The following is a 24,926-nucleotide window of genomic DNA, read 5'->3' on the forward strand; positions in this document are numbered from 1 at the left end:
GTGATTCCAGCAGGGCGCGGCGATGCATTTCCAGGACATCATCTCCACCTTGAATCGCTTCTGGGCCGACCGGGGCTGTCTGCTGCTCCAGCCCTACGACACCGAGAAGGGGGCCGGCACGATGAGCCCCCACACGGTGCTGCGGGCGATCGGACCCGAACCCTGGGCCGTGGCCTACCCGGAACCCTGCCGCCGCCCCACCGATGGCCGCTACGGAGACAACCCCAACCGCGCCCAGCACTACTTCCAGTACCAGGTGCTGATCAAGCCCTCCCCCGACGGCATCCAGGAGACCTACCTGGCTTCCCTTGAGGCCTTGGGCATCCGCGCCGCTGACCACGACATCCGTTTTGTCGAGGACAACTGGGAATCCCCCACCCTCGGCGCCTGGGGGGTGGGCTGGGAGGTGTGGCTCGATGGGATGGAGGTGACCCAGTTCACTTACTTTCAGCAGTGCGGCGGTCTCGATTGCCGGCCGGTGTCGATCGAGATCACCTACGGCCTTGAGCGCCTGGCGATGTACCTCCAGGACGTGGAGAGCATCTGGGAGCTGAGCTGGAACAGCGAGCGCACCTACGGCGACATCTGGCTGCCGTTTGAGAAGGGCCAGTGCACCTACAACTTCGAGGCCTCCAGCGCCGAGCGGCTGTTTCAGCTGTTCGCCCTCTACGAGGCTGAGGCCACCGAGCTGGTGGAGCGCCGCCTGCCCGCCCCGGCCTTGGATTACGTGCTCAAGTGCAGCCACACCTTCAACCTGCTGGAGGCCCGGGGCGTGATCTCCGTCACCGAGCGCACCGCCACCATCGCCCGCATCCGGCACCTGGCCAAGCAAGTGGCGGAAATCTGGCTGCAGGAGCGCGAGGCCCTGGGCTTTCCGCTCCTCAAGCCCCAGGCCGTGCGGGCGTGATCAAGCGGATTCTGTTGCTGGTGGTGGTGGCCGCCGGCAGTTTCCAGGGCGGCAGGCTCACTGAGCGGGCCATCGGTCCGTGCCGCATGCGGCCCTTGGCCGCTCTGGTGGCGCCCCTCTTCGGCCAGAAGATGCCCAGCCCACAACTCTGCGAACTCATGCTCAAGCTGCCCAGCCCCTGAGGGCTCAGGGAGCCACGGGCAGGGCCGGAGCATCGAGGGTGTTGCTGCACAGGTCGATCACGATTCGCTGGCCCACAGATCTGGGTTCGGGCGGTGCCCAGGCCTCCCAGTCCCCATCGATGCGCCAGGTCTGACGGAGGCTCTCGCACTGCACCGCCACCGCCGTCGCCCCGGAGCGGCGCACACCCAGATCAGCCACGGAGGCTTTCACCAAGGTGATGCGCACCCCGCCTGGGTGCAGGCGCCAGCCGGCCCAGTCGACGTCAGTTTGTCCGAAGCGGCGCCAGCGGGCGCGGCCCGATTGCTCCCGCAGGTTGAGATCGGCCCGGTCGCGGCGTTCGGCCGGGCTCAGCAGCAGCGCGGCGGCGGCGGTCTGCTCGCCCGTGCCGGCCGGGGGGGCTGGCACCGTGGGCCCCTGGGCCCGTGGCGGTGCAGGCGATTCGGGGCGCGGGATGAGCGCTCCATCCAGGGCGCTGCCGCCCGTCGGCAGCTTGAGCCAGCCGCCCACCTGCAGCGCTTCGGCTTGCACTCCGGGGTTGAGCCGTAGCAGGGCCTCCACCGTGGTGCCCCTGCGGCTGGCGATCGCGTCGAGGGTGTCGCCCGAGCGAATCAGCACGCCGGCCCCCGGGGGGGGGAGCAGCAGTCGCTGGCCCACCACCAGTTGGTTGGCGTCCTTGAGTTGGTTGATCTGGATCAGACCCTCGAGGCTCACCCCATGGCGGAGGGCAATCGCTTCGAGGCTGTCGCCCTCGCGCACCGTGATTGAGCCCCCTGAAGGGAGGCCCTGGGCCTGGGCCTGGGCCTGGCTCCCGCTGCCGAGCACCCAGGGCCCGGGCAGCCAAGTCCCGGGGGCGACCAGCAGCAGGGCAAAAACCACGGCGAAGGCGCGCACGGGCTGGGAGTGCTCAGGACGTTGGCGGAACCCTAAGAGAAGTCCCTGGGAACTCTGAAGCGATCTTCGCCTGCTTCCCGATGCCAGCCATTGTGGTGTCGCTGGCCCTGCTGGCCCTGGGCCTCGGGGTGCTACCCCTGGCGGAGCCGATCCGCTGGCTGGCGCTGGTGCCGCTGCTGGCCTTCGCCGGCTGGCTGACCCAGCGCCGGGGCTGGGGCCTGCGGCCACGGGCGCTGCTGGTGGTCTTGCTGCCGCTGCTGTTGCTCTGGGGGCAGGTCCACCGCGTTCACCCGGGCCCTGACGACCCGAGCCGGTTGGTGGAGGGCACCAGCCCCACCGTGCTGGAGGGGCGGCTGGTGGCCGATGCCAGGCCATTGAGCGTCGGAGAGGGGTGCCAGGCTGTGCTCATGGAGGCCGGGGGCGCCACTGAGCTGCGTTTCCCCAGCTGCGCCGACCTGCGCCAGGGCTGGCGCGTGAGGGTCATCGGTGAGCTGCGCCGACCCGCCACGGGCCCCCATCCCTTACTCAGCAGTGCCGCTGAGCGCTTGGCCCGGCAGGGGATCTGGAGCCAGATGAACGTGGCCAAACTGGAAGTGCTGGAGCGTCCCCCCACACCGGTGGCTGACCTGCGTCGGCGCATGGCGACGGCCTTGATCAAGGCAGGTGGTCCCGAAAAGGGCGGGGTGCTGGCGGCCCTGGTGCTGGGCAGCGCTGTGGTGCCCGTGCCGATCGCCGTAAGGGAGGCCTTCCGGGTGGCCGGCCTCTCCCATGCCCTTGCCGCCAGTGGCTTTCACCTCACGGTGCTGCTGGGGGCGGTGATGGTGCTCGGACGGCGCTCCCCCAGGGCGATCCGCTGGACCATGGCCGGCGGGGCGATGCTGCTGTTTTTGTTGCTCGCAGGGCCCCAGCCGTCCGTGGTCAGGGCCGTGCTGATGGGGGCGGTGGCCTTTGTGGTGCTGGAGAGCGGCCAGCGCGGCAGGCCCCTGGGGGTGCTGCTGCTCACGCTGCTGGCCATGCTGCTGGTGCAGCCCCTTTGGCTGCTGGATGTGGGCTTTCAGCTCTCGGTGGCAGCCACCGCCGGCTTGATGCTCACCGCCCGCGACCTGGAAACGGCCCTGGCCGCACGCCTGCAGCCGCTCGGCTCGGCTCCCTGGGCGCGCAAGGTGGCGGTTGGCCTGGCAGCCGGGCTGGCGGTGCCGCTCGCCGCCTCCCTCTGGACCCTGCCCCTGCAGCTGCTGCATTTCGGCAGCGTGCCCCTGTGGGCCGTTCCCTCCAATGTGGTGGTCTCTCCACTGCTGACACCCCTCACCCTCGGGGCGATGGCGATGGCGCTGGTGGCCGTGCTGGCGCCACCGCTGTTGGGGCTGTTGGCCTGGCCCCTGGTGCCGCTCACCGGCCTGCTGCTGGCGACCACGCGCTGGTTTGCGGCCTTGCCGATGGCTCAGTGGCAGTTGGGGCGCCCTAGCCCGCTGCTGGTGCTGCTGTTAAGCCTGGGCCTGCTGCCTGTGCTGGTGGCGTCCCTGGGCCGCTGGCGCCAGGGGCGGACCTGGGGGGTGGCCCTCATCGCCCTGGCGTGCGTGGTGCACCTGGGCCTGATCGGGGGCGACCGGCTCTTGCTCGTGCACCAGGGATCGGGGGATCTGCTCATCGCCACCCACCAGGGCCGCGGGGCCCTGGTGAGCACCCGTGGGGACGGGCTCAGCTGCAGCCGTGCACGGCAGCTGGCCTTGGGTCTGGGCCTGCAGCGGTTCGATTGGCTGCTCGTGAGCGACCCGGTGGCGCCGGCCGAGCCAGCCTGCTGGCAGGCGCTGTCCACTCTGGCGCTCAGCTTCGGCGGGGAGGCGTTGCCCCTGGGGCCGGGCCAACGGATCGAAAGTCCAGGGTTGACCCTTGCCCCCCTCGCCGCCGACGGTGCGGCCCTGCGGTTGCAGGTGGGAGCACACCGCTGGGTGCTGCTGCCGGATCGCCAGGCGCTGTGGTCGTGGCGCAGCGTTTCAGAGGCCAGGGGGCAGGAGCGCCTGGCGGGGCTTTGGCTGGGCTTTCGCCCCCGGCGCTCCGAACGTGCCTGGTTGCAGGCGCTCGCCCCGTCCCGCCTGTGGCTCAGTGGACGGCCACCTTCTGGGCCGGAGGGCTTGCCCGGGGGCTGGCGGGCCAGCGGTGCCAGCGGCTTCCTGCAGGGGGAGGCCGGCTGAGGACTGGGCGATGGCCTTCGCCGGGCGGCCGTGGGCGGCTCCATCCAGCGCTGGGCCCGGGTCTAAGGTGCCCATGGCCTGCGGGCCGGCCCTTCGTTGTGCCCTTGGCGACGCGGTGGTCTGGAGAGGTGGCTGAGTGGTCGAAAGCGAACGACTCGAAATCGTTTGAAGGGAAACCTTCCGTGGGTTCGAATCCCACCCTCTCCGTTTTTCTTGGTTCCGAGAAGGGTTTGGTTCGCCCAGACTCTTTGCTGTGCCTAGGTTTTTGACGTTTTGATGGTCCGAGGTAGGCCGGTTATTTCCCCTCGGTGCGCAATTTTAAGTTGGGGTATTTGGTGGGGTATAGCCAGAGCCATGTTGGGGTAGAATCGGGGTGTTGGGGTATTGCTGAAATGCCTTTCACTGACAGCGATCTTAGGTCCCTTCAGCCACAGGCCAAGCGATTTCGTGCTTCAGCGGGCGAGGCCCTCTTTGTAGAGGTCTATCCATCAGGAGGGCGGTATTTCGTCTGGCGGCACCGCTTTCCACCTGGGAAGGAGGGGAAATTGCGTGATTACCAGATCGGGCCCTATGGCAAGGGTCCGGGGCAGTGGACGCTGAGGGAGGCCCGTCAGGAGCGTGACCGCCTTGATGTTCTCCGCCGGCAGGGCGAGGACCCCAGGGAACTGAAGGCAGAGCGGCGTCAGAGCATCCAGCGCACGGGGGTGGTGACCTTTCAAAAGGCAGCAGAGGAGTGGATCGCGGGGAATACCAGAAAGCTCGCCGCAACCACTCTTAAGGACTACAAAAACAAGTTGGAGAACCAGATTCTGCCTGTGTTTGGTAGGCGCTCAATCAAGGCGATCACCCGCGGTGAGTGCCTGGCGTTCAAGCGCACCATCGAAGCTCGGGGCGCACTGAACCAGTCAGACAAAGTGTTTATGGTCCTGCGCCTGGTCTTCTCCTATGCCATTGACCAAGAATGGGTCTCAGATCCCAACCCAGCAAGGAATTCCAGGCACTCCCATTCGGGGCACATCACCAGGAATCATCCCTCGCTCGACTGGAATGACGTCCCAGGATTTTTGGCAGACCTTGCGAGGAACAAGGGGAACGGAGACCCGATTGCTATTGCCTCGGTCAAAGTTCTATTGCTGACGTTTATGAGGGTGGGTGCTGTGGTGCCTGGTGAATGGGCTGAAATTGATTGGCAACAAAGGATTTGGACCATTCCTGCCAAGCGGATGAAAGGAAGAAACGCCACTCGGCAGGAGCATTTAATCCCGATGTCACAACCATTGGTCGATGCTCTGGAAAGGCTTCGAGAACAAACAGGAGACTCGCCATATATTTTTCAGAGCTCCCGGGGCAAGGGCACTGAGCACATCGCTTTGGAAACGCCAAATCACCTCATTAAGCGCATGGGATATCAGGGAAAGCTCGTTGCTCATGGCGTGCGCAGCTTGGCACTGACCAATGGTCAGGACATCCTTAAGACCCCGTTTCATGTGATTGATCTGCAGATGGGACATAAGCCGCCAGGTAAGGTGCGTCAGGCTTATGACAAGGCGCAATACCTTGAGGAGCGGACGGTATTTATGAAGCGCTGGGCAGACCTTTTGCTGGAAAAGGGCCTGGTGGTATGAAGTTAATGACGTCACCGCCTAGCGGCAGAAACCTGCTGATTCATCCACTTATGGATGTCAGATTCGAGCCAGACCACAAGGCGTGGGCCTAGAGAAATTTGCTTTGGGAAGGATCCTTCGGCGATACGGGCATAGATGGTTGATTTGGAGAGTCCTGTGACGGATTTGACCAGAGGAAGGCGGAGGAATTTGGTGGATAAGTTAGTCATGCGAAGTGGTTTTGGTCTTCAGTCAATTGTAGCTTCGGGGGTACGTTTGTAAATTCCGAGCATGGGGGACTGCGTCCAGCGTGGTTTGATTGATGTGGTCCTAGTCGCGGTAGGTAGACTTACCGGGTCCTCTTGATTGGGGAGTCACGATGGAAGGCTGCGCTGATCCGTTCATGCTTGATCCGCTTGGCAATCGCCAATGGCCTCCAGCCGCCTCAAGACGGCTTGGATAAACCCACCATCAATTAGACATGCAAGCTGCCCCGCGCAAAAACGATCCTTTCTTGCAATGGCTGTAAGGAGTTTACGAATATCCTGGAGGCTTGCCGTCTGGAGCGTTTCTGGCTTGCAGATATACGCATCAACCCGGTCAGTCCAACGGACCCAATCAAAGGGAAACACAAAACCGTTGTCATAAAGGGCGTGAACAAAACGCAGAACGTCCCTGGAATTCATGAAATCTGGGAAGAACCCAGGCCTTGACTCGGAAGTACCAGAAACAAAGCCCTTCGTCTCAAAGACGGGCAGATACCGAACCAGGGCTTGAATTTCCTCGGCTGTGGGGACGTACGTGGCATCAGAGATTTCGTTCATAGGGGATGGGGCAGGGCTGATAGGACGAGTTGACACTTGCACTGTAGCTGTGCCATACTAGCTTCATGGTCAAACCCGGCCCCACAGGCGAACCCAGCTCAGACGCCGCTTCCCAGGCCACCTTCGGCCTTGAGGAGCTTCTGGCGATGGCACAGGCCCGCCTCGGGTCCGAGGTTTCAGCGCGCACTGTGCGCCTTTACCAAACGCAGGGGCTTCTGGACAAACCCGACAGGGAGAGCAGAAGCGCCGTCTACACCACCCGCCAACTCAACCAACTACTGCTTATCCGAACTCTCGCAGCCAAAGGCCTCTCCCTTTCAGCCATTGCCCCGCTATGTGGGCAACCGGACAAGGAACTGGAGGCCCAGCTTTCTGAAATCCTTGGTGCCGAAACACCTCCATCAGTCCACCGACAACTCAGCGGTAATCCTGCTTTGGATTACCTAGAGGAACTACGTGAGGATGATGCAAGGGCTTCGCCAGGGACCAAGGAGAATTCGGTCCTGCCATTTCTAGGCTCGTCACTTTCCTCAGGAAAGGCAAGTCCCTCCCAGGGCAGCAGAAGCGCCGCTAACCGCTGGAACCGGTTCAATCTCGCCCCTGGTGTAGAACTGCATATCAGTGATTCGGTGTCCATCCCCCCAGCGGGATCACGGCGATTCGCATGGTTAGAAAAGCTGGCGCAGCGTTTTGCGGAACAGCTCGATGAGCGCAGTAACCAATAGTTTCCACGGCACCGGCCACCAAGTGCCTACACACCTAGATACCACCTAACCTGTAACCCTACTTTCAAAAATGGAACAACCCACGATTCGCTTCCGGGCCCTGCGTCCGGCGGTGGCAAATGATGGTGCAACAAAGCTTGACCTTCTGGTGAGCGTTAAGGCACCGGAGCTTCCACCAAACCAGGCAACGGCTCAACGCCCTGCGCTGAACCTATCCCTTGTGATTGATCGGAGCGGTTCCATGCACGGATCGAAACTGAGCAACGCAAAACAGGCTGCGAAATTCTTGGTCGGTGAACTGGGGGCCAATGACCGGCTATCTATCGTGACCTTCGACGAAAGGGTCAACGTTGTGGTGCCCTCGCAGCCGGTAACCGACCCTCTGGTGTTCCTATCCGCCATCAGCACCATAAAAAGCGGGGGGTACACGGACTTGTACCAGGGTTGGGTGGAGGGGGCACACCAGGTGGCAGAGTTTGTGAACCCTGCTGGGGTGAACCGAGTTCTTTTACTCTCCGATGGTGAGGCCAACGAAGGCCTGACATCACATGTTGAAATCGGGCAAAAGGTCGCCGGGCTCAATGCTCGTGGCATCAGCACCAGTGCCTTTGGGATTGGGGAAGGATTCGATGAGGACCTGATGGGGGCCGTGGCCAGTGGCGGGGATGGAACGCTGGCCCACATTGAAAACCCTGACCAGCTTGCAGACCTTTATGCCTCTGAACTCAGGGGCCTCGTAGCTACGGCAGGGCGCCGTGTGAGTTTCAACGTTCAACCCAAGAACGGGGCTGCGGTGTCTGATGTTCTGAATGATCTACCTGTGCTCAAGGGGGGTGAATACCAACTTCCAAACCTTCGCTACGGCCAAGAACTGAACATTGGGTTGCGGTTGACCTTGCCGGCATGGGAGCCAAACCAGCACATCCTCTCCCTTCAGCTTGGCTGGGATGATCCTGGGGCAACAGAACGCCAAATGCTCGAGCAGAGCTTGATCATGCCAATCATGGCGGGTGCGGAACTCTTGGCTATGGAACCCGATGGGGTTGTGGCTGAAAAATTTGCCCTGCTTAAGGCTAATCGGACTCGCCGGCTGGCCATCGCTGAGATGGACAAGGGGAATGACCAGGGGGCAACAGCCTATATGGCCAAGTGCGATGCGGAACTGGCTCTGCTGGATCAGACAGATGACGTGGTCATGGAACGAAAGTTGCTGGCTGAGAAAAGAAAAATGATCGGTAAGAACCGCAACATGACTAGGAAGCGTCTATCCAAGGAATCATTACGTAGCAGTACCAACGTGTGGAATAAAGAAGATGCTGACTCAGGGCAATGATGTTGTTGCCATAGGGGATGTCCATGGCTGTGCCTCCCTGCTCAGGCAGGAGCTGGAGAAATACCGGGACAGTGGCGCTGAAATCATTCTCCTTGGGGATCTCCTCGACCGGTCCCCGGAGGACGGTGGGGCACGGGCTGTGCTCGAGCATGTATGGGCTATCCAGGCCGATCCCGGTGCCTATGGGCTGAAAGCACTAAGCGTCATCAGGGGGAATCACGAGCAAATGGCCATTGATGCACTTGCGCAAGGGGAGACGGGGGAAGCCTCTGACCTCTGGTTCTGGAATGGTGGGGATCTCAGTGTCACGGGGCTCCTGAGGGAGAGGATGGATTGGTTGACATCCCTGCCCCATTACCTAATCAGAGGCGATTACCTCTTTGTTCATGCTGGGGTTAGGCCAGGAATTCCACTGGAGCAGCAAAGTATGGACGACATGCTCTGGATTCGCCAGCCCTTCCTTGGCCAGCCTCATGGATTACGTTATGTGGTCGTCCACGGTCACAGCATCACCGCCTCTAAGCAGGTGGAGCGAAAGCCATGGCGCATCGGCATCGATACAGGGGCCTTCCTTACCGGGAAGCTGTCCAGCTTGAGGATATCTCCAGGGGGCTGATCCAGGCAGACAGCGCCGGGGCACCATTGCGATTGCCATGGGGGACCGGGGAGACACGGGGCACGAAGCGGTGTCCCATTTTTTTTGAACCACATATCAAACACACAACGACCGTTGAACGAAATTAAAAATCCAAAATTCGTGAAATACCTAAGGGTCTCAACCCAGGAACAGGGCAAGGGCGGCCATGGGATCGGAGCCCAAGCCCGTGATCTGGAACTGTTCCTTGGGTCTCTGGAGGCGGCAGAGATTGTTGGGACGTTTGTTGAGGTGGCTAGTGGGGCAAAGGGGGATAGGCCAGAACTTATTCAGGCCCTGGCCTTGTGCCGCAAAAGCGGGGCGAAACTCCTGGTTTCCAAGCTGGATAGGCTCAGCCGCAATGTGGCTTTTATAGCCAATCTCCTCGAGGATCGGTCGGTGGAGTTTGTTGTGGCGGCATTGCCTCGAGCCGACCGGTTCCAACTGCACCTTTATGCCGCTCTCGCCGAGCAGGAACGGGAGTTTATCTCCCAACGCACAAAGGCTGCGTTGAAGGTTGCCAAGGAAAGGGGTGTGAAACTTGGTGGGGCAAGGCCTCATCTGCACGCACTGAACGCACGTAAGGGTGAGGAGGCCCTACAGCAGGCCAGAAGCGTCGCTGGGATTATTATTCCCCTTCGTCGGAATGGTGCAACGCTGCAAAAGGTGGCAGATGCACTGAATAATGCAGGGATCCGAACCCAGAGGGGGTGCATGTGGAGGCCCACCCAGGTATCTAACGCAATTCAACGATTGGGGTACAACAAATTAAATACAGAGAGGGCTTCAACCCTTCATGATCAAAAGTGCCTCACTCGAATGGCAATCAGGCAACAATCCTAGGGGGGTGTGTTATGTCTGGGAAAGGGAGAGAGCCTAAAAAGTTCCTGGCACGAGAAGCAAGAGAAAAATTATAAAAAAATTCTCTATGCCGCTCCTCCCAAAGGAAAGACCTGCTGCTCCCTATGCAGGAGAAAACGCACCCTGTCTGCAGACAATAGCGGCGCATTGCACTACCAGCGCTCGATCAATCTGCTGACGTTTCGCTCCTCCTCAGTATTCTACGACCTCTCACCATCTTAAGGACCAGGCGCTTGTCCTCCATTAGCTGCCTTGCCCATTGCTTCACAACAGAAGTTGGGAGGTTGTTCAATCTTGCAAATTCTGTCGCTGTAATGCCCTCGGGAAGTCCGTATTTGGCCTCTAACAAGTGGTACAGCTTTTCTACATTAACTTGAACATATGTGTGGCGAGGCCTCTCCTCCCCAAGAACGCTTCTGTAGCGCTTAACCGTTCCCCTGTCTTCATAACCATATAGGAATGATCTGTCGAAGTATGTCTCGGCTCGCCTGATCTCTTGATCGGAGTAGGACTTTGTTCGCTTCCTACCGGTTTTGCGACAGCGTGTGAACGTAATGTAATCTTTGGCTTTCAGAAAATCTGTGATCACTTCCCAAGTGGCGCGTGTGTAGTTGCCATATCCCCCGCTAGAGTTTAGGAATGTTAGTACTTCATAATTATTTTGAAAATAAAAACAATGCACTCTATTCTTGTACTCCTTGCTCCCGAGAAATGTAAATAATACTGATTCTGCGATTTCCCGAGTCTTCTCTTCGTTATTGCTTAAAGCGTAGAACTCCCGTGAGCCCTTGCTGTAATCCTCGTCGTTGTCGTGCTTGATTGATCCAGTCATGTCTATTTTGAATTGGTTTTTTTCTTTGTGCTGCTCTAATGAATAGCGTATCCATTTGACTGCCACAGCCCAGGTTCATGCCAAGCAGGAATCCCGCAAGGTGGTTGTAAGGGTGTTGACCCAACACTGTTGAGGCCCAGCTTATTGCCTCCTTTCAAGTTGAAAGGATAGGCGGATATGTCTATACCAGTTTCGCGGATCGCAGGGCTTTAAGGCCGTGCGTTCGCTTTTGAGCAGACTACAACTATACCATGTATTTCGTGCATTTGGGTGGTAGATAGCGCCAGAGAAGCGAAGGCCGTTTTGCCTGTTGCGGATTCCCTCCTTTTCTCTCGAGGGTGATGCTGAAGGGGTGGCCTATGTGGAGATGGGATGATTCAATATGTTGTGCAAGCCTGCCACCACAATCCAGGATCAGTGCTGGTGCTCCCGGGACCATAAGGTACATTGTGGGTTACAATCACGAATGACCCATGGCATTAACCGGCGCAGACCTGCTGGCAAAGGTGAAGGAACTAGGGGATGTGAGTAAGTCCGAGCTGGTGCGGGAAGCTGGCTACGTGTCCACTAAGAAAGATGGGTCGGAGCGCCTGAACTTCACAGCCTTCTACGAAGCCCTGCTGGAAGCTAAAGGGGTATCCCTGGGCTCCAATGGCAGCACCAGTGTTGGCAAAGGTGGCCGGAAGCTCAGCTATGTCGCCACTGTTCAGGGGAACGGCAACCTCCTGATCGGCAAGGCGTATTCAGCCCTGCTGGACCTCAAGCCCGGCGATGAGTTCGAGATCAAGCTGGGTCGCAAGCAGATCAAGCTCATCCCCCTCGGTGCTCCAGAAGAGGAGTGAACTGAAGATTCCGGCATAGGCGCCAGCCTTTCCTTTCCAGCCCGCTCCTGAGAACCCACCTCTGTTCCTCCCGGGGAGTTCTTGTTGTTCGCCATCAAGGGGTAGCTAGTGCCTATCGGGACTAGTTTCTCATCGCGGAAGAGGGCAGAGCCAGGGCACAGGGGCGCGGCAGGTGCGCCAGTCGCCATTGGTGCTGCTCACCTCCACACCGATCAGGCTGGAGGGATGGTCGGATTCGCTGAGGTGACCGATCCACTCGATCGCATCGGCAATGGCGTCATCAAGGGAGCTGTATTGGCCGTCGAGCTGGCCGTGCGGCTCGCAGCTCCCATCGATGAGCCGGTAGCTGCGCTCGCTTGACCTGGCTGCCTTGCTCAGCAGAGCAGCGGTTACGTATGACGGCATGTCAGTTCTCCTTGGGTCAACACCTTGGTTAGAGCAAGGGGCGAGCGGCTGTATCCAGCGGAACACTTTGATCTGTCGTTACAGCGACGGCAACCAAGGTTCATGCCTTCCAAGGCGGGCGCAGGGGTAGTAATTGCTCTTCAGTCGTGGCGGAGGCTACTGGGAAAGAAGTTCGGGTTGCTGCTGAGTTGCTGTGGATGTGGGGATTGCTCCGCGTTGGCCTCCGCATTCGCCTCCATCGCCTCCCTGCAGCGGTGCAGCATCACCTGCCTACGGGCATCGGGCTTTTCGATGCGGATGCCGCCGCCAAAGAAGCGCTGCAGCTGCTGGCCGCGCAGCTTGGCGATTGGTGCGGGCACCAGGCGGCAGGGGCGCACCGCCTGGCCGGTGGCATCGAGGAACCAGATGCGGGCCTGGGCGCCGGGGTGATCGGCCGGCTCGAGGAACTCGACGCCGATGCAGGCGATGGCGGACATGGATGGCGAGCGACGGACACCCGCGCCCCGCCCCGCCAGGGGCATCCTGGCCGCGGTGCCGAGCCGCCATCCAGCCGCCACGGGCGCAGTACGCCCGGCCGGCGCTGGCCAACAGGATGGAACTCCTGCTAGTACGGGTGTACTTCCTGCTTGGCGCTCTCGTGTCTGCTCCCCCTGCTCGCTCTCGCGGTTCCCATCGGGACAGCAACCCCAGCGGGGAGGAAGCAACCATCGAGGCCTGGCCCTATCTCGATGGGGCTGTGCTGCGCCCCAGCCGCAGCCGCAAGGTCTGCATGACCTGCCACTTCTTTCGCCACCACGCCGGGGTGAACTGCATCCCCCTGCTCACCTGCCAGCTGCACCAGGGCCTGCTGGCCCAGGGAGAGCACCTCACCCGCCGCTGTCAGGGTTGGACCGACGACATGACGCGCCAGCGGGGCTGGTGCCCGGAGGTGGCCTGATCAGGCATGGCCATCAGCAAGGGACCACCCCTGTCGCCCAAAGACGGGTGGCTCAGCGATGGCCGCCAGGTGCTGCGCTTCCGCCCGACGCGCTGGGAGCGCACCTACCAGCGGCTGGAGATCACCAAGGGAGAATTACTCCCCGGCGAACCGGTGCCGCTGCTCAAGAACCGCCGGGAGATCAGCCGGGATGAGGCCCTCAAGCTGTGGGCCGCCAAGCGCCAGGAGGGCTGGAGCCCCTGCGAGCCCCAGTGGTGATGGGGTGTGGCCCTGGAGTGAGGTTTGCCGTACTGACACCACGGCCCAACGGATCTATCCATGAAGCAGAGGCCTCGACCAGGGCGGTTCAAACCAGTTCCCTGCAACCGACCTAGCCCTTGGCTTCTGCGCAGTAGTAGGGCGCCCGACACGGGGCGCCCTTTCTATTGGGCGCATTCAGCCTTTCCACAGCAGCGCCTCGACCCTGGTCACCTCTTAGTCGAGCGGCTGGCCCCTATCGGTCGGGGTGGTGATCGTTGCGGTGGTGTAATCGTGACGGCAGCCAACGCCATAGTCCGTCCGATGGCAGGCCTCAATTGCGGCGAACACAGGGCACCACTCGCCCTCGATAGCAGTGCCGTTGGGGTGCAGCTGGATCTTGAGGCCGGCTTCCGTGAGCACCTTCTCGCAGGCGGCGATGTAGGGCGCCAGGTGCACGCCCACACCGATCGGGACGACGCACAGATCCACGATCACCTTCACGGTCAGCTCCTCTGGCTTGGATTGCTCCCATCGTGGGAAACGGTGCACAGGAGCTGCCGTGTCTGCTTTCCCTCTGCTAGTGATCGTGCATGCCCTGGCCGCCACGGTGTGGACCGGCGGGCATCTGGTGTTGGATCTGGGAGTGCTGCCCAGCGCGCTGCGGGAGGGAAGCGCGGCACCGATCCGCAGCTTCGAAGAGACGTTTGAGCCGCTGGGCCTCACCGCCCTGGCGATTCAGGTGCTGACGGGGCTGTGGATGGGCTGGATCTATCTGCCGGGGTTCCAGGGGCTCTTCAGCCCAGCCAACCCGATCGGGATGCTGGTGGGCGTCAAGCTGTCGCTGCTGGCCGGCACTGCCGCCCTGGCCCTGCACGCCCGGTTGCGGCTCATCCCCAACCTCACCGACGAGACCCTGGGCGGCCTGGCATGGCACATCCGTGGCATCACCGCCTTGGCCATCGCCTTCGTGGTGGTGGGGGCCTTTATCCGTCTGGGGGGCCTGAGCTGAGCTTGGATCCAGCAACTAGCCCTGCCCCCGCCAGTGCCTGCGTCAGCCGCGGCTGCACGAACTCGATGAAGGCCCGCGTGCGGGCCGGCAGGCGGGTTCCGCCGGGGAGCAGCAGCTGCACTGGCGTGGGTGGGGTTGCCTGATCGTCCAGAAGCGGCACCAACCGTCCGGCCTGGATCGCCTCATGGGCCAGCAGGCCAGGCAGGCGGGCGATGCCCAGGCCCTGTTCGGCCGCCGTGCGCAGCACCACAAAGTCGTCGCTGACCAACCGGCCGCTGACCATGACCTCGCTGCTGCGGGCCCCGGCGCCAAACGGCCAGCTGCTGCGCACCTCCATCCCAGCGCGCGAGAAGCGCAGACAGGCATGGGACGACAGATCCGAGGGGCGCTGCGGGGTGCCGTGGCGGGCCAAATAGGCGGGGCTGGCGACAACGCGGTCGTAAGCGCTGCCGATCCGCCGGGTGATCAGGCTCGAATCCCGCAGCTGCCCGGCGCGGATCGCGACGTCAAAGCGCTCCGCCACCAGATCCACCAGGCGGTCGCTGAGAAGCAACACCACCTCCACCGCCGGATAGGCCTCAAGAAACTGGCTGAGCACCGGCGCCAGAAAGAGTTCGCCGATCGACACCGCGGTGGTGATCCGCAACCGGCCCCTGGGTTCCCGCTGTAATTCCGTCACGGCCTCCTGCGCCGCTTCCAGCCGGGCGATCGCCGCTTCTGCCTCCTCCACGAAGGCCAAGCCCGCGTCGGTGAGCGACAGCTTGCGGGTGGTGCGCTGCAGCAGCTGCACCCCCAGCTGGGCCTCCAGCTCGGAGACCTTGCGACTCACGGTGGTCTTGGGCATGCCGAGCCGCTCGGCGGCGGCGCGGAAGCTGCCCGCCTGCACCACGCGCACCAGCACCAGGGCGCCGTTGAGATCAAACTGACCCATATGCGGGACAGTTTATCCCGATAATGAGGGATTGTCCTGCCCGTGGATTCATTACAAGGTGAATGGGCGCAGCGATCCCCTCGTTGCATCCCCACACCCGATGTCCGTCATGACCACCGCCACGCACCCCTCCCCGCTCACCCTGCCGGCCGGCACCCATGCCCTCTGCAGCTGCGGCCTGAGCAAAAACGGAGCCTTCTGCGACGGCAGCCACCAGGGCAGCAGCCATTCCCCAAGCATCCTCAAGCTCGAAGAGGAGCAGACCGTTTATTTGTGCAGTTGCTGTGCCTCCGCCAAGAAGCCCTTCTGCGATGGCAGCCATCTCCAACTGAGCGCCTCCACCCCCCAGAGCCAGGGCCCGTGGTGGAAGTTCTGGGGCTGATCAGATCTGCTGCACCGCACCGTTTGCCCTCTCCTGGCCACACCAGGAAGCTGTTGTCACCCATGACTCCCTCACCAGCCCCTTCCGTTCTGTTCGTGGCCCATGGCTCGCCGATGTTCGCCATCCGGCCCGGTGCGGCTGGAGCGGCACTTACGGCCCTGGCCGATGAGTTGGCGCGGCCTAGCGCTGTGCTGGTGATCAGCCCCCACTGGGAAACGGAGATCGCCACTGTTGGCACAGCCAGCCAGCTGGAGACCATCCACGACTTCGGGGGATTCGATCCGGCGCTCTATGCCATCCAGTACTCGGCTCAGGGTTCACCTCAGGGAGCGCAAGAGGTTGTGGCTGCGCTGGAGGCCGCCGACCTGCCATTGCGCACCGATGCACAGCGTGGCCTCGACCACGGCGCCTGGGTGCCGTTGCGGGTTTTGTTCCCGCAGGCCGACGTGCCCATCGTTCCCCTGTCGATTCAGCATCACGGCGGCCCTATTCACGCCTTCCGCGTGGGCCAGGCTCTGGCGCCCCTGGTCAAGCAGGGCTGGTTGATCGTGGCAACGGGCAACATCACCCACAACCTCCGCGACTGGCAGCAGGCCGAGATGGGCGCCTCCATCGACAGCAGCTACGCCCAGCGCTTCTCGGACTGGATCAATGGGCAGCTGCTCAGTGGGAACACCGCGGCCCTGCTGGACTACCGGCAGCGCCAGAGCGATGCGTTGCGGGCCCAGCCGCGCGACGAGCATCTGCTGCCGTTGTTCACCGCCCTCGGTGCCGCCGGGTCTGGAGCACAGGCACACGCCATCCACCGCGGCATCACCGATCACGTGATCGCGATGGATGGCTATGCGTTCGAGCAGACAGCAGCTCAATAGAGAACTGCACCGCAGCGATCGAGCTCTTCATCGGGGGCAACAGCCCTTCATAAGCGGGGGCTCAACAGCAAAGGGCTGCAGGGCGGACCACCGGACGGATGCTGCTGACGGCAGCACTGGGGCCGCGGCGCATTCGCACCCGAACCGTGCAATGGGCCGGCCCCAGGTGTTCGATCAGGGCCTCGCGGGCTTCGTGCTGCAGCTCCTCGAGGGTGGGCGCGCTGATGTGGATGGGCAGGGTTTCGGCCTGGGCTTCCAGGTGGCCGGGACGCTCAGCCTCCAGGCGGAACACGACCTCACGCATGCGGGGTATCTCCTTCTTTCCGGCTCCATCCTTGGCCCGCTGAGGCGTTCCAGCAGGTGCGGCCGGATACGGGGAACCGGTCCTGCGGGCACCTGTCGCTGCATGGTCAGGCGAGCCAGTCCCGCCCAGCTGCCAGCCGGCCTGCTTCCTGAACCGCCTCGATGCAGCGCTTGGCACGCCGTTTGAGGTCGTCTTGGCCCTGGGCCCGCAGCAGGTAGGCCTCCATTGCTTCTGGGGTTTCGATCACCGTCAGCAGCCCACTGGTGCGCTCACCGATGGCGGGATCGTTCAACAGACGGCTCACCAGGTTCAGCTCCCAGAGTTGCGCTCCCATGCCGCCGGCCTGGAACAGCTGCTGGTGCAGCACATTCAGGCAGCTCGCCTTGAGCGCATCCAGCTGGCCGGGCTTGAGGCGGCGGCTGTTGGGCAGGTCTTCTGCGGGGCCGGCGGGGATCGCTGCGCGCCGGCCGATGGGCTCCTCCCCTCCCTGCTCGACACTCCAGCTCAGGCCGGTGCCGGGCAACCCCACCGTGGTGCGCGCTCCACCGGAGCGAGATACGGGGATGTTGAAGGAGGCCCCAGGGCCACCGAGCGAGATCGAGCTGAGGCCGGATTTGGAGAAGTTGAAGCGCAGAGGCCCCAGGCGGGCGCTGCGGCGGAAGCGGAAGGGCATGGGAGCGCACTGGCTCAGGGGCCAGGGTGTAGGCCGATCTTGACTCCTCCTGCCTGGGCTGCGGTGTTTCTCTCCTGGATACCCCAATTCGGCCGCGGTCCGGTCAAACTGCGCGCTAGTCGCTTCCTTAGCGTGCGCGTTACCAGTGCCTGCCTGGTTCTTCGCATGAACGGAAGGATCTTGCTGGCAAACGAGGCTGACAGTGCCCGGACGGCCCTGATGAGCCGATGACCCGCCTGGAAGACCTCAAACCCGACGCCCTCGTCAAGGGCCTGGTTGGCAAGGAGGCCGTGCGGCTGATCAGCGTCCAGCGGATGGGGGACATGGCTTGCCAGGTCTTCTATCGGGGCCAGGACGGGAGCACAGGCGACACGATCGTGTTCCGCAGCAGCGAGGCCGATCTGGAGCTGGTCTCCGGTGGCCGCAAGTGGAGCTTCGAGGGGGACGGCGAGCTGTTCCGACTGGTCTCGGAGGCCGAACGCATCCGGCTGGCCTACCTGTTCGATCCCTACGTGGCGGTGAGCAGCAGCGCCATCGACCCGCTGCCCCATCAGATCAGCGCGGTCTACGAGCACATGCTCCCCAGGCAGCCGATGCGCTTCCTGCTCGCCGACGATCCCGGTGCGGGCAAAACGATCATGGCCGGCCTGCTGATCAAGGAGCTACTCATCCGGGGCGAACTGGAGCGCTGCCTGATCGTGGCCCCGGGCTCGCTCACGGAGCAGTGGCAGGACGAGCTCAAGGAGAAGTTCGAGCTGCAGTTTGAGCTGCTCACCCGTGACCTGATCAATGCCACCGGCCTGGGCAACCCGTTTGCGGAGCGGCCTTTGCTGATCGCACGGATGGATCAGCTCTCGCGTGATCAGGAGCTGCAGACCCGGCTGGAGCAGGCGCCCGAGTGGGACCTGGTGGTGTTCGATGAATCCCACCGCATGAGCACCCACTACTTCGGCAGTGAGGTGAAGCGGACCAAGCGCTACGACATGGGCAAGCGGGTGGGCAACCACGCCCGCAACCTGCTGCTGATGACAGCGACGCCGCACAACGGCAAGGATGAGGACTTCCAGCTGTTCATGGCATTGCTGGATGAGGACCGCTTCGCGGGACAGCAGAAGGACGCCGTGCATCGCAGCGACCCCACTGACCTGATGCGCCGGCTGGTGAAGGAAGACCTCTACACCTTCGCCGGCACCAAGCTGTTCCCCGAGCGCCGCAGCTACACCGCCGAATACGAGCTCTCGGAACCAGAGAAGGTGCTCTACGAGAAGGTGACCGAATACGTGCGCGAGGAGATGAACCGCGCCGACCGCAACGCCCAGGCCGAGGGAGGGGGCAAGAAGCGGGTGAACGTGGGCTTCGCTCTGATGACCCTGCAACGGCGCCTGGCCAGCTCCCCATTCGCAATCCATCGCTCGCTCGAACGGCGGCGGGAGCGGCTGGAGAGCCGGCTTAAGGAAGAACGGCTGCTGCTGGAGGGCCGCGAGGCGGGCAGCAAGCTGCTCCTCGATGCCAAGTACGCGCCCGGCGCCATCAGTGACGACGACATCGCCGAGCTCTATGAGGAAGACACCGCCAGCGAAGTGGAAGCCACCGAGGAGGCCTTCACCGACAACGCCACCACCGCCCAGACCCTGGCCGAGCTGGAGCTGGAGATCGAAACCCTCAAGGGCCTGGAGAAGCTGAGCAAGAAGGTGGTGGATCAACGCTGCGACGCCAAGTGGAGCGAACTTGATCGGATCCTTGATGACGAGCAGATGCGCGAGCCCAACGGGGGGCGCCGCAAGCTGGTGCTGTTCACCGAGTTCAAGGACACCCTTACCGATCTGGCAATCAAGATCCGCGATCGGCTCGGGCGGCCAGAGGCGGTGGTGGAGATCCACGGCGGGGTGCCGCGCGACAAACGCCGCCAGATCGTGCATGCGTTCATGAACGACCCCCAGGTGGTGGTGCTCCTCGCCAACGACGCCGCCGGGGAAGGGGTGAACCTCCAGCGGGCCCATCTGATGGTGAATTACGACCTCCCTTGGAATCCCAACCGATTGGAGCAGCGCTTCGGGCGCATCCACCGGATCGGCCAGAAGGAGGTGTGCCATCTCTGGAACCTGCTGGCCAAGGACACCCGCGAAGGAGATGTGTACATCCAGTTGCTCCACAAGTTGGAGATCGCCCGCGAAGCTTTGGGCGACAAGGTGTTCGACGTGCTGGGGCAGTTGTTCTCCGGTCGCTCACTGCGGGATCTGCTGATGGATGCCGTGCGCTACAACCAGCAACCCGAACGGCAGCTTCAGATGGAGCTGGAGATCGAGGGGGCCGTGAACCAGGACCACCTGCGGCAGTTGCTCAATGAGCGGGCCCTGGTGCAGCAGGGCATGGATGTCCACAAGGTGGAGCTGCTGCGCCAGCAGATGGAGCGGGCGATGGCACGCCGCATCCACCCCCACTACGTTCACGACTTCTTCATCGAGGCGTTCCGGCGGCTCGGCGGCAAGGTGTTCGAGCGGGAGAAGGGCCGCTACGAGATCACCTACGTGCCGCCGCTGCTGCTTGATCGCAACCAGCAGATCGGCTTCGGGGTGCCGGTGCAGGCCCGCTATGAGCGGATCTGCTTCGAGAAGGAGCAGGTGGGCGAAAGCCCACGGGCGGAGCTGGTGAGCCCGGGGCATCCGCTGCTGGAGGCCTGCCTCTCCCTGGTGCTGGAGCGAGATGGCGCCGTGCTCGGCCAGGGAGCGGTGCTAGTGGATGAACGCGATCTCGGAATCGAACCCCGGATGCTGTTCTGTCTGGAGCACGGGCTGCAGGACGGCCGCCGCAACCGGCATGGTCAGCAGCAACTGATTTCGAATCGGCTGCAGTTCCTGGAGATCAACCGCCAGGGCGAAGTGGCGATCGCCGGCTCAGCGCCCTATCTCGACTATAGGCCCTTGAAGGATGGCGAACGGCAGCAGATCGAAGGGGTGCTGGGTGAGAGTTGGCTGGCCCAGGACTGGGACCAGTTGGTGATCACCCAGGCCCTCACCACCTTGGTGCCCGAGCACCTCGAAGAGGTGAAAGGCGAACGGCTGGAGCGGATCGCCAAGGCGGGCCAGGAGATCCAGTCGCGGATGCAGCGGGAGATCAACCACTGGTACCGCCGCTACGAGGAGCTGAAGCTGCAAGAGTCGGCTGGCAAGCAGGTACGGCTGCCGGCCCAGGTGGCTAAGGAGCGCTACGAGTTGCTGGTGGCCCGGCTGGAGAAGCGCAAGGCCCAACTGGCGTTGGAAGCTCAGATCAGCGCCAAGGTGCCGATCCTCAAGGGCGGCACTCTGGTGATCCCCGTGGGCTTGCTGCTGGCGGCAAGCACAACTGGGTCTGAAGCCGGGCCCGATGCCGCCGCCCGCAAGCGGGTGGAGCTTCTGGCGATGAACGCGGTGTTTGAGGCCGAGAAGGCGATGGGGCGGATGCCGAGGGATGTGAGCGCACAGCGGGGTCTCGGCTACGACATCGAATCGATCGACGCAGACAGAAACCTGTTCTTCATCGAGGTGAAGGGCCGCGTCGGCGGGGCTGACTCGGTGACACTCACGATCAACGAGGTGAACACCGGCCGCAACTCGCCCCACCGTTTCCGGCTGGCCCTGGTGTCCGTAAACGGGGATCAGGCTGCAGCGCCGGTGTACGTGAGCGGCATCGACTGGGGTGTGCCTGGCTTCGGCGACACCCAGATCACCAAGAACCTGCAGCAACTTCTGGCGGCAGGGAGGCCACCCCATTGACGGCAGGTGCCATGCTGACCCAAGAGTCCGACTTCAGGAGGCCCAAACCATGAAAGTGACCGTTGAGCTTTCAGATACGGAGATGGCCGAAATCCTGGACCTCACTGGAGAGCGCAAGAAGGGGCCCGCCATCCGCCGTCTGATGGAGGAGGCCCTGCAGCAGCGCCGTCGCGCCCAGATCGCCCAGCGCTTCCTCAGCGGCGAGTGGGGCGTGGAGCTGGAGAGCTACGAGGCCGACCAGGAGCGCGAGCGCCAGCGGGATCAGGAGCTCGCCTCATGACCATGCTGCTCGACACCAGCCTCTGGATCGACTTCACCCGTGTCCGCAGCCCGGCCCCGCTGAAGCAGTTCATTGCGCCCTTTGTGCTGGATCCGGAGGCCCACCTGGCCGAACCGGTGCGCTTCGAGCTGCTGCGATCAGCCCGGCCGCACGAGACGCGCCAACTGGAGGCCCAGTTCGCCACCCTGCCCACGCTTCCCACTCCGGCGGATCTGTGGCAGCGGGCGATCGACCTGGGCCAGGGCTGCCGCCAGATCGGCCGCACCGTGCTCAGCCTGGATCTGCTGGTGGCCGCCGTGGCCCTGCACCACAACGCCGTGTTGGTGAGCTTCGACGCCGACTTCGAGGCCATCGCCTCGGTGAGTGAGCTGCGCCTGCAACGCCTTGAACGCCCCGTCTGAATCCATGACCCCCCACCCCGTCCACCGCCGCAAGAAGCTGATCGAGGTCGCCATCCCGCTGGAGGCGATCAATGCGGCCTCGGCTCGGGAGAAGAGCATCCGCCATGGGCACCCGAGCACCTTGCACCTGTGGTGGGCAAGGCGGCCATTGGCAGCGGCGCGGGCGGTGATCTTCTGCCAGATGGTGGACGACCCCTCGGCGGTGCCTGAAGAGTTCCCCACGGAGGACGACCAGGAGCACGAGCGGCTGCGGCTATTCGCCCTGATCAGCGAGCTGGTGACCTGGGAGAACACCACCAACGAGCAGGTACTGAACCGGGCGCGGGCTGAGATCCGCCGTAGCTGGCGGCGAGCCTGTGCCGACAACGCCGATCACCCCGAAGCGGCTGAGCTGTTCAACCCGGAGAAGCTGCCTGGCTTCCATGACCCCTTTGCCGGGGGTGGTGCCTTGCCGCTGGAGGCGCAGCGGCTTGGGCTGGAGGCCTACGCCAGCGATCTGAACCCGGTGGCGGTGCTGATCAACAAGGCAATGATCGAGATACCGCCGAAGTTTGCCGGGCTGCCGCCGGTGAATCCGGACAGCCGTCGCAACTTTGATGTTCGGCAATGGAAGGGAGCCCAGGGGTTGGCAGACGATGTGCGCTACTACGGACAGTGGATGCGCGACGAGGCGGAGAAGCGCATCGGCCACCTGTATCCGAAGGTGGAGGTGACGGCCGAGATGGCGAAGGAACGGCCCGACCTGAAGCCTTACATGGGCAAGAAGCTCACCGTGATCGCCTGGCTCTGGGCCCGCACGGTGAAGAGCCCAAACCCGGCTTTTGCGCAAGTGGACGTGCCCCTGGCCTCCACCTTCATGCTCTCCACCAAGGCGGGAAAGGAGGTCTATGTGAAGCCGATAATCGAAGAAGGTGGCTATCGCTTTGCGGTGCAGATAGGCAGGCCGGAGGATCCGGAGGCAGCGAAGAACGGCACTTCAGCAGGCAAGCGCGCAGCTTTTCGCTGCCTGATGTCAGAGACTCCACTTACCTATGAATACATCCGCACAGAAGGACAGGCCGGCCGTATAGGCAAACGGCTGATGGCGATCGTGGCGGAAGGGAATCGCGGAAGGGTCTATTTGGCGCCAACACCAGAGATGGAAGCCATCGCGTTGACCGCTCAGCCAAGCTGGAAACCAGAGACGCTCCTTCCCGTCAATCCGCGCGACTTCAAGACACCCAACTATGGCCTCACCACCTACAGCGACCTTTTCACCTCCCGCCAGCTTGTGGCGCTCACTACCTTCTCGGACTTGGTGCAGGATGCGCGGGAACGGGTCAAGACTGATGCGCTTGCTGCAGGGCGCGTGGATGAAGCGATGCCACTAAGTGAGGGCGGGGGTGGTGCTGGTGCTTACGCAGATGCTGTGGGGGTTTACTTGGGGATGTCGGTAAGCAAGCTCGCAGATGCACAGAGCACGCTATGCCGTTGGAAGTCTTCAATGGATCAGTCAATTGCAACATTCGGGAGGCAAGCCCTGCCGATGACATGGGATTACTCGGAAGCAAATGTTTTTGGCGGAATGGCTGGAGATCCTCTAACTTCTCTGGGGAACATGATGCGTGTGCTTGATCATCTCCCTGCCGTGAGGCAAGGAAGCGCTATGCAGAAAACCGCGCAGGGCCAGCAGATTAGCTCTGATTGTATTGTTTCAACTGATCCTCCTTACTACGACAACATTGGCTATGCAGACCTCTCCGACTACTTTTATGTCTGGCTTCGCCGCTCACTGAAGCCGATCTTTCCTGAACTGTTCGCAACCCTGGCGGTTCCAAAGGCAGAGGAACTGGTGGCCACGCCCTACCGACACGGTGGGAAGGAAAATGCCGAAGCCTTCTTTCTTGATGGAATGACATTGGCGATGGAGCGGATCGCCATCCAGTCACATCCCGCCTTCCCCGTTACCATCTACTACGCGTTCAAACAGTCTGAAACGAAGACGGCTGCAGGCACAGCCAGCACTGGATGGGAGACTTTCTTGGCGGCAGTAATCCGCGCTGGCTTTGCTCTGTATGGCACCTGGCCGATCCGCACAGAAATGGCCAATCGCATGATCGGCGCGGATGCCAATGCCCTTGCCTCCAGTGTGGTGCTGGTCTGCCAGCGGCGTCTGGAGTCTGCCCTCACCCTTTCACGCACTGAGTTCCGCCGTCAACTGCGCCAAGAGCTGCCCAACGCCCTTAAGGAGCTGGAGCGCGCCAACATCGCTCCCGTCGATCTGGCCCAAGCCGCGATCGGACCCGGCATGGCGATCTACAGCAGCGCCAAGGCCGTGCTCAACCCCGATGACAGCCCGATGAGCGTGCGGGAGGCCCTGATCGAGATCAACGCCGCCCTCGATGAGTACCTTTCCCAGGACGAAGGCGAGCTGGATGTCGACAGCCGCTTTGCTCTCACCTTCTTCGAGAGCTTCGGATACAGGGAGCGCGACTTCGGCGATGCGGAAGGCCTGGCCAAGGCCCGCAACTTGTCGGTGGCTGGAGTGGCCGAAGCTGGCATCGTGCGATCTGTGGCCGGCAAAGTACGCCTGCTGCCGCGCGCGGAACTTCCAGAGGACTGGGATCCCGGAAGCGACAAGCGCCTCTGCGTGTGGGAAGCCACCCAGCAGCTCATTAAGCGATTGGAAGCCGGCGGCGAAGACAGAGCAGCCGACCTGCTGCTCCAGCTAAAGAGCATTGCTGGCCATGGTGATCTGGCAGCCAACTGCCGAGCTCTCGCCTACCGCCTCTACAACCACTGCGAAAAAACCAAGCAGGCCGAGGAAGCCCGCTCCTACAACGGTCTGGTAATCGCCTGGCCCGAGCTGGAGAAACGCGCCGCTGCGGCCTCCAGCCGTTCAACAGCCCCCCTTCAGACCACCCTGATCTGAT

At 62.6% G+C, this 24,926-nt stretch carries 28 protein-coding genes and 1 tRNA gene; 19 read left to right on the forward strand and 10 right to left on the reverse strand.

All coding sequences use genetic code 11. The annotated features are described in order from the left end of the window. The first annotated feature begins 22 nt into the window (after window positions 1-22). Window positions 23-907 (forward strand): glycine--tRNA ligase subunit alpha, encoded by an 885-nt coding sequence (glyQ, locus tag KBY88_RS14650; protein WP_254940682.1) that lies wholly within the window; start codon window positions 23-25, stop codon window positions 905-907. Then, window positions 904-1,089, forward strand: coding sequence for a hypothetical protein (locus tag KBY88_RS14655; RefSeq protein ID WP_254940683.1), 186 nt, complete (start codon window positions 904-906; stop codon window positions 1,087-1,089). Before glyQ ends, KBY88_RS14655 begins: the two co-directional genes overlap by 4 nt. Before the next feature lie 4 nt (window positions 1,090-1,093). Here KBY88_RS14655 and KBY88_RS14660 read toward each other — a convergent pair whose 3' ends face one another. Then, window positions 1,094-1,981 carry a lytic transglycosylase gene (locus KBY88_RS14660; RefSeq protein WP_254940684.1) on the reverse strand — a complete coding sequence of 296 codons (888 nt, stop codon included), beginning with the start codon at window positions 1,979-1,981 and terminating at the stop codon, window positions 1,094-1,096. Window positions 1,982-2,061: 80 nt separating this feature from the next. Here KBY88_RS14660 and KBY88_RS14665 point away from each other — a divergent pair, with 80 nt between their 5' ends. From KBY88_RS14665 to KBY88_RS14675, 3 genes are all read left to right on the forward strand, one after another. Continuing rightward, window positions 2,062-4,173 (forward strand): ComEC/Rec2 family competence protein, encoded by a 2,112-nt coding sequence (locus KBY88_RS14665; protein ID WP_254940685.1) that lies wholly within the window; start codon window positions 2,062-2,064, stop codon window positions 4,171-4,173. A gap of 122 nt (window positions 4,174-4,295) precedes the next feature. Continuing rightward, window positions 4,296-4,380, forward strand: a tRNA-Ser gene (locus KBY88_RS14670). Window positions 4,381-4,565: 185 nt separating this feature from the next. Beyond that, window positions 4,566-5,798, forward strand: coding sequence for a tyrosine-type recombinase/integrase (locus tag KBY88_RS14675; RefSeq protein ID WP_254940686.1), 1,233 nt, complete (start codon window positions 4,566-4,568; stop codon window positions 5,796-5,798). A gap of 11 nt (window positions 5,799-5,809) precedes the next feature. Here KBY88_RS14675 and KBY88_RS14680 read toward each other — a convergent pair whose 3' ends face one another. Further along, complete coding sequence (locus tag KBY88_RS14680; RefSeq protein WP_254940687.1) at window positions 5,810-6,007, reverse strand: helix-turn-helix transcriptional regulator; 198 nt, start codon at window positions 6,005-6,007, stop codon at window positions 5,810-5,812. Between the two features lie 171 nt (window positions 6,008-6,178). Then, a complete protein-coding gene (locus KBY88_RS14685; RefSeq protein ID WP_254940688.1) occupies window positions 6,179-6,601 on the reverse strand; it encodes a DUF6508 domain-containing protein in 423 nt (140 codons plus the stop codon). Window positions 6,602-6,666: 65 nt separating this feature from the next. On the opposite strand from KBY88_RS14685, the gene KBY88_RS14690 reads away from it, so the two are divergent. The 4 genes from KBY88_RS14690 to KBY88_RS14705 all read left to right on the forward strand — a co-directional run bounded on the left by KBY88_RS14690 (window position 6,667) and on the right by KBY88_RS14705 (window position 10,136). Further along, the gene (locus KBY88_RS14690) at window positions 6,667-7,326 is read left to right on the forward strand and encodes a MerR family transcriptional regulator (protein WP_254940689.1); all 660 of its coding nucleotides are present in this window, start codon (window positions 6,667-6,669) and stop codon (window positions 7,324-7,326) included. A gap of 70 nt (window positions 7,327-7,396) precedes the next feature. Continuing rightward, the gene (locus KBY88_RS14695) at window positions 7,397-8,659 is read left to right on the forward strand and encodes a vWA domain-containing protein (protein ID WP_254940690.1); all 1,263 of its coding nucleotides are present in this window, start codon (window positions 7,397-7,399) and stop codon (window positions 8,657-8,659) included. Further along, window positions 8,640-9,275, forward strand: a complete 636-nt coding sequence (locus KBY88_RS14700; RefSeq protein WP_254940691.1) for a metallophosphoesterase — start codon at window positions 8,640-8,642, stop codon at window positions 9,273-9,275. The genes KBY88_RS14695 and KBY88_RS14700 overlap by 20 nt, the downstream gene beginning before the upstream one ends. A 114-nt stretch (window positions 9,276-9,389) precedes the next feature. Then, window positions 9,390-10,136 carry a recombinase family protein gene (locus tag KBY88_RS14705; protein WP_254940692.1) on the forward strand — a complete coding sequence of 249 codons (747 nt, stop codon included), beginning with the start codon at window positions 9,390-9,392 and terminating at the stop codon, window positions 10,134-10,136. Window positions 10,137-10,320: 184 nt separating this feature from the next. Here KBY88_RS14705 and KBY88_RS14710 read toward each other — a convergent pair whose 3' ends face one another. Further along, on the reverse strand, window positions 10,321-10,986 hold the full coding sequence (locus tag KBY88_RS14710; RefSeq protein WP_254940693.1) for a hypothetical protein: 666 nt from the start codon (window positions 10,984-10,986) through the stop codon (window positions 10,321-10,323). Between the two features lie 473 nt (window positions 10,987-11,459). Here KBY88_RS14710 and KBY88_RS14715 point away from each other — a divergent pair, with 473 nt between their 5' ends. Beyond that, on the forward strand, window positions 11,460-11,828 hold the full coding sequence (locus KBY88_RS14715; protein ID WP_254940694.1) for an AbrB/MazE/SpoVT family DNA-binding domain-containing protein: 369 nt from the start codon (window positions 11,460-11,462) through the stop codon (window positions 11,826-11,828). Between the two features lie 129 nt (window positions 11,829-11,957). Here the strand turns inward: KBY88_RS14715 and KBY88_RS14720 are convergent, their stop codons facing one another. Continuing rightward, complete coding sequence (locus tag KBY88_RS14720) at window positions 11,958-12,233, reverse strand: hypothetical protein (protein WP_254940695.1); 276 nt, start codon at window positions 12,231-12,233, stop codon at window positions 11,958-11,960. Between the two features lie 140 nt (window positions 12,234-12,373). After that, entirely contained in the window at window positions 12,374-12,709 is a 336-nt protein-coding gene (locus KBY88_RS14725) for a hypothetical protein (protein ID WP_254940696.1), read from the reverse strand. Between the two features lie 116 nt (window positions 12,710-12,825). Between KBY88_RS14725 and KBY88_RS14730 the strand changes: the two genes are divergently transcribed. Continuing rightward, on the forward strand, window positions 12,826-13,170 hold the full coding sequence (locus tag KBY88_RS14730) for a galactose oxidase (RefSeq protein WP_254940697.1): 345 nt from the start codon (window positions 12,826-12,828) through the stop codon (window positions 13,168-13,170). 6 nt (window positions 13,171-13,176) lie between these two features. After that, the gene (locus KBY88_RS14735; protein ID WP_254940698.1) at window positions 13,177-13,428 is read left to right on the forward strand and encodes a DUF1651 domain-containing protein; all 252 of its coding nucleotides are present in this window, start codon (window positions 13,177-13,179) and stop codon (window positions 13,426-13,428) included. A gap of 216 nt (window positions 13,429-13,644) precedes the next feature. On the opposite strand, the gene KBY88_RS14740 is transcribed toward KBY88_RS14735, so the two are convergent. Then, window positions 13,645-13,911, reverse strand: a complete 267-nt coding sequence (locus KBY88_RS14740; protein ID WP_254940699.1) for an MTH1187 family thiamine-binding protein — start codon at window positions 13,909-13,911, stop codon at window positions 13,645-13,647. 58 nt (window positions 13,912-13,969) lie between these two features. Between KBY88_RS14740 and KBY88_RS14745 the strand changes: the two genes are divergently transcribed. Next, window positions 13,970-14,419, forward strand: coding sequence for a CopD family protein (locus tag KBY88_RS14745; RefSeq protein ID WP_254940700.1), 450 nt, complete (start codon window positions 13,970-13,972; stop codon window positions 14,417-14,419). Here KBY88_RS14745 and KBY88_RS14750 read toward each other — a convergent pair. Further along, window positions 14,394-15,350, reverse strand: a complete 957-nt coding sequence (locus KBY88_RS14750; protein ID WP_254940701.1) for a LysR family transcriptional regulator — start codon at window positions 15,348-15,350, stop codon at window positions 14,394-14,396. The two genes, KBY88_RS14745 and KBY88_RS14750, sit on opposite strands and share 26 nt — an antisense overlap. Window positions 15,351-15,459: 109 nt before the next feature. On the opposite strand from KBY88_RS14750, the gene KBY88_RS14755 reads away from it, so the two are divergent. Both KBY88_RS14755 and KBY88_RS14760 read left to right on the forward strand, forming a co-directional pair. Further along, the gene (locus tag KBY88_RS14755; RefSeq protein ID WP_254940702.1) at window positions 15,460-15,732 is read left to right on the forward strand and encodes a CDGSH iron-sulfur domain-containing protein; all 273 of its coding nucleotides are present in this window, start codon (window positions 15,460-15,462) and stop codon (window positions 15,730-15,732) included. A 62-nt stretch (window positions 15,733-15,794) separates the two neighbouring features. After that, window positions 15,795-16,604, forward strand: a complete 810-nt coding sequence (locus KBY88_RS14760) for a DODA-type extradiol aromatic ring-opening family dioxygenase (protein ID WP_254940703.1) — start codon at window positions 15,795-15,797, stop codon at window positions 16,602-16,604. Window positions 16,605-16,665: 61 nt separating this feature from the next. On the opposite strand, the gene KBY88_RS14765 is transcribed toward KBY88_RS14760, so the two are convergent. Together KBY88_RS14765 and KBY88_RS14770 are read right to left on the reverse strand one after the other, a co-directional pair. Continuing rightward, window positions 16,666-16,908: a hypothetical protein gene (locus KBY88_RS14765; RefSeq protein ID WP_254940704.1), complete on the reverse strand. Its 243-nt coding sequence runs from the start codon at window positions 16,906-16,908 to the stop codon at window positions 16,666-16,668. Window positions 16,909-17,014: 106 nt separating this feature from the next. Next, entirely contained in the window at window positions 17,015-17,581 is a 567-nt protein-coding gene (locus KBY88_RS14770; protein WP_254940705.1) for a DUF4236 domain-containing protein, read from the reverse strand. Between the two features lie 227 nt (window positions 17,582-17,808). On the opposite strand from KBY88_RS14770, the gene KBY88_RS14775 reads away from it, so the two are divergent. From KBY88_RS14775 to KBY88_RS14790, 4 genes are all read left to right on the forward strand, one after another. After that, the gene (locus KBY88_RS14775) at window positions 17,809-21,333 is read left to right on the forward strand and encodes a helicase-related protein (RefSeq protein ID WP_254940706.1); all 3,525 of its coding nucleotides are present in this window, start codon (window positions 17,809-17,811) and stop codon (window positions 21,331-21,333) included. Between the two features lie 82 nt (window positions 21,334-21,415). Further along, window positions 21,416-21,613 (forward strand): hypothetical protein, encoded by a 198-nt coding sequence (locus KBY88_RS14780; RefSeq protein WP_254940707.1) that lies wholly within the window; start codon window positions 21,416-21,418, stop codon window positions 21,611-21,613. 2 nt (window positions 21,614-21,615) lie between these two features. Further along, entirely contained in the window at window positions 21,616-22,014 is a 399-nt protein-coding gene (locus KBY88_RS14785; protein WP_254940708.1) for a PIN domain-containing protein, read from the forward strand. Between the two features lie 4 nt (window positions 22,015-22,018). Continuing rightward, window positions 22,019-24,925 carry a DUF1156 domain-containing protein gene (locus KBY88_RS14790; protein WP_254940709.1) on the forward strand — a complete coding sequence of 969 codons (2,907 nt, stop codon included), beginning with the start codon at window positions 22,019-22,021 and terminating at the stop codon, window positions 24,923-24,925. The last annotated feature ends 1 nt before the right edge of the window (window position 24,926 follow it).

It is taken from the genome of Cyanobium sp. Morenito 9A2 (genome assembly GCF_024345575.1).
GTDB lineage: Bacteria > Cyanobacteriota > Cyanobacteriia > PCC-6307 > Cyanobiaceae > ATX-6F1.